The sequence below is a fragment of the Atribacterota bacterium genome (assembly GCA_028717805.1).
Lineage (GTDB): Bacteria > Atribacterota > Phoenicimicrobiia > Phoenicimicrobiales > Stramentimicrobiaceae > Stramentimicrobium.
Genome location: JAQUNC010000086.1, coordinates 1 through 3,386, shown reverse-complemented (window position 1 = coordinate 3,386; position 3,386 = coordinate 1). Strand labels below are relative to the sequence as shown.

The window sequence follows — 3,386 nt, the reverse complement described above, 5'->3', positions numbered from 1 at the left end:
GGCTATTCAGGTACCCGCTGTTGAGTATTCTATTCCTGTTATAGACTTTCCTGATGAAGCATTTTTGGAATATTATACGATAGATTGTGAAAAAATAAACCCATAAGCAAATTGTTCAAAAGAAGAAAATTCAAAAACATGGGCATATTATAAAATAATTCTTGTTTGTTAAAAAGAAAAAGGAGAAAAGATATGAAAAAAGTATTTAGCGTTCTGTTCTTGTGTTTATTAATTGCCATAGTTACCACCGGATGTCAACTGTGTGATTGCGGTCTATTGTTACCCAACAACACATCTCCCACACCGGAAGAGTATTTTACCTTTAATGAAGAAACCAGAACGATTACTGGATATGACAATGGTACTGGTGAAATAAGCCATCATGGTGATGATATTGTTATACCTCCTACTATTAATGGGATACCGGTAGAACATATTGGCAATAAAGCCTTTGATTCAGGATTATACACATGGATAAGCTCAGTTGTTTTTCCGGATACCCTCACGACTATTGGGAGTTATGCATTTTTTGCTAGTTGCCTTCATTCATTAAATATCCCTGATAGTGTTATATCCATTGGAAGCTATGCATTTTGTGGTAATCACTTAACATCTGTAACCATTTCTGAAAGTATCGATTTTATTGATGATGGCACATTTGAAAATAATCCTCTTAGATCAATAACAATCGGTGCAGATGTTGATATTTATAATGGGCGATCCATAGCATATTATGAACAAGGTACTCCTCCGTTTTATGAGCCTAAATATGTGGGATTTAAAAGTTTTTATGATGCAAATGGAAAAGAAGCCGGCACTTATATTTTTACTGATTCAGACACATGGATTAAAGCAGAATAACTATTATGCCAAACAAAAACAAGTTATGGTTTTGTTTTGAAAGAAAAAAGGAGAAAAAATATGAAAAAACAAATTTTTTTGCTGTTGTTACTTTTTATCACTTCATTGTTCACTATCGGATGTCAACTGTGTGATTACGGTCTACTGTTACCCAACAACCCATCTCCCACACCGGAGGAGTATTTTACCTTTGATGAAGAAACCAGAACGATTACCAGTTATGACAATGGTACTGGTGATGGGAACCCTTATGGTGATGATATTGTTATACCTCCAACCATTAATGGGATACCGGTAGAACATATTGGACATAAAGCTTTTGATTCATCAGGACTTTACACATGGATAAGATCAGTTGTTTTACCGGATACCATCACGACCATTGGGAGTTATGCATGTATTAATAATGACCTTCATTTATTAACTATCCCTGATAGTGTTATATCCATTGGAAGCTATGCATTTTATGGTAATTCCTTAACAGTTATTACCATTCCTGATAGTATCAACTTTATTGATGAGTACGTATTTGGTGGTAATCCTCTAAAATCAATAACAATCGGTGCAGATGTTGATATTTATAGTGGGCAATCCATAGGATATTATAAAGAAGGTACTTATCCGTCTTTTGAGTATGAATATGTGGGGTTTAAAAGTTTTTATGATGCAAATGGAAGAGAAGCCGGTACTTATAAATTAATCAATATGAAATGGATCAAGATGTAGTAATAATATTGTACAGGTCATTTTTGGGAATATTTCTTTTCTTTATCACCCAATATTTGTTTTTACAATATTTTATTACCTAAATAACCTAGTTATAAACAAAGAAACGAGGTCTGATAGAGGGAAAGCCTATCAGGCATCTTTTCTTGTAAGTAAAGGATGGAGACCTGGGTAGATTATCTGAAGATTCATGAAGATTCCCTGTTTTACATTCAGGGAATCCTGGATAAAAATCTTGGCTAAAAAAACTATCATAATATGCTTAGCTTTAATTTTAGATACCGCTTATGCTATTATAAATATGAGGGCAGCCGGTCCTTCAGACAAGCCACTTATATCTTTTTTTTCAGGCAAAAAAAGAGAGGGTAAAAAGTTTCTTTTCTGTTTCCCGGCTGTCCTTTTTTGTTTCCTGAATCGCCTCAAATGCAAAAGAGGGTTATAGGGAAAGAGAGTGTTTCAGACAGGAAAGATTAATGCAGAGAAAAGAGGAAATAAACACTTAAATTACCAATACTAATACTAATACAGTATAATAGTCGCTTTTTTCATTCGGAAATCGTTGAAAAATATAGAATTTGACCATTAAAAAGTGAACGGTTTTTTGTATTTGTCAATTGTAAAGAGAATAATCAATAATATGCTTTTCTTTTAATACCCTGATTGCTTTTTTAACTGTAGCAGAGTTCATCCTTGCTATTTTTGCAATCTTGTATATCGAGGGATATTCACCGTCAAAAACAGTTCCTAAAAGGCAAAGAATGCTCCGCTGGGTGCTGGTCAATTCAGGCAATAATCTCATACTTTTAATAAGAATATTACTCCCGCTTAATTGCCCTCCCCTGAACCGATAGGTACAGTTCTCACATCTGACATAAGGAAGTTTCTTCCTGATTCCGCTGCATCCGTAACGGTAAGATTTCCTGTAGATCTTCTTAAGCTCAAGATCCGTCAACGGATTAGCCAGGTTTCTGTTTTTCTTCTCTACGATCTTTCTGGCATATTCCCTGGAGTTTTTATTCTGAATCAGGAGATTATAAAGAATAAATAAGCCGTTATTCCTCTCCCCTTCTTTTAGATCTCTTTTTAATATCTGTCTTATACAGTCCATTTTATGCCCGTGGTATTTTGGTATTTTAAATATTATATTCTTTTTTGATAATTTGTCATCAGCAGTATTAGTATTAATAAGCTTATCAGGAACAGGGAGTATTCTGCTTAATGGAATTTCATAGGTATAGCGGTAATTGTTTATTACAGAGGGAGGAGCAACAATATAATTTCCGTTGCTCTTTAATTCAAGGTTCTTGCCGAAAAGCCGGCTGGTGCTTCTTATATTCTGCCTGTTAAGAGAGAAATAATAATGATATCCCCTGCTGGTCCTGACTCTTGTGGTTTCGTTGATCTCCGGGATTCTTTCTTCCAGTTCAGGCAAAAGGGAAAGATCATCAACATCGATGACTGCCAGCCTGCTGATTCTCCCGGTAACAATACCCACATTGAGAGTATCAAACTGGATATGCCAGTTCAGGATATCTTTTATTGTGGCTTTCCTATACTGGTATTTTTTCCAGTAAATACATGGCCTTTTTTCTTTATCGACAGGAATCAGGCTGTATCCGTTTTCCAAATAATTGTTTATAATACCGTGAATATAATCCAAAACTACTCAGGACCCGGAAGAAAGCAAAATATAAAGCAAAGACTCCAACCGCGCCCTCACTTACTGCCTTTCAACTGCATTTAATATTACAATCCTGGTATGACGATAAAATACGACTTCAGGACAATATTACGTTATC

3 protein-coding genes are annotated in these 3,386 nt (G+C 35.0%); 2 read left to right on the top strand and 1 reads right to left on the bottom strand.

The window, feature by feature from the left end:
- The first annotated feature begins 192 nt into the window (after positions 1-192).
- Positions 193-861, top strand: a complete 669-nt coding sequence (locus PHD84_10715; protein MDD5638267.1) for a leucine-rich repeat domain-containing protein — start codon at positions 193-195, stop codon at positions 859-861.
- A gap of 60 nt (positions 862-921) precedes the next feature.
- Complete coding sequence (locus tag PHD84_10710; protein ID MDD5638266.1) at positions 922-1,587, top strand: leucine-rich repeat domain-containing protein; 666 nt, start codon at positions 922-924, stop codon at positions 1,585-1,587.
- 610 nt (positions 1,588-2,197) lie between these two features.
- Here PHD84_10710 and PHD84_10705 read toward each other — a convergent pair.
- Positions 2,198-3,247, bottom strand: a complete 1,050-nt coding sequence (locus PHD84_10705; GenBank protein MDD5638265.1) for a bifunctional DNA primase/polymerase — start codon at positions 3,245-3,247, stop codon at positions 2,198-2,200.
- Positions 3,248-3,386: the final 139 nt, after the last annotated feature.

Coding starts and splice junctions, on each gene's coding strand:
- PHD84_10715 (MDD5638267.1), top strand. CDS start 193: ATGAAAAAAGTATTTAGCGTTCTGTTCTTGTGTTTATTAATTGCCATA.
- PHD84_10710 (MDD5638266.1), top strand. CDS start 922: ATGAAAAAACAAATTTTTTTGCTGTTGTTACTTTTTATCACTTCATTG.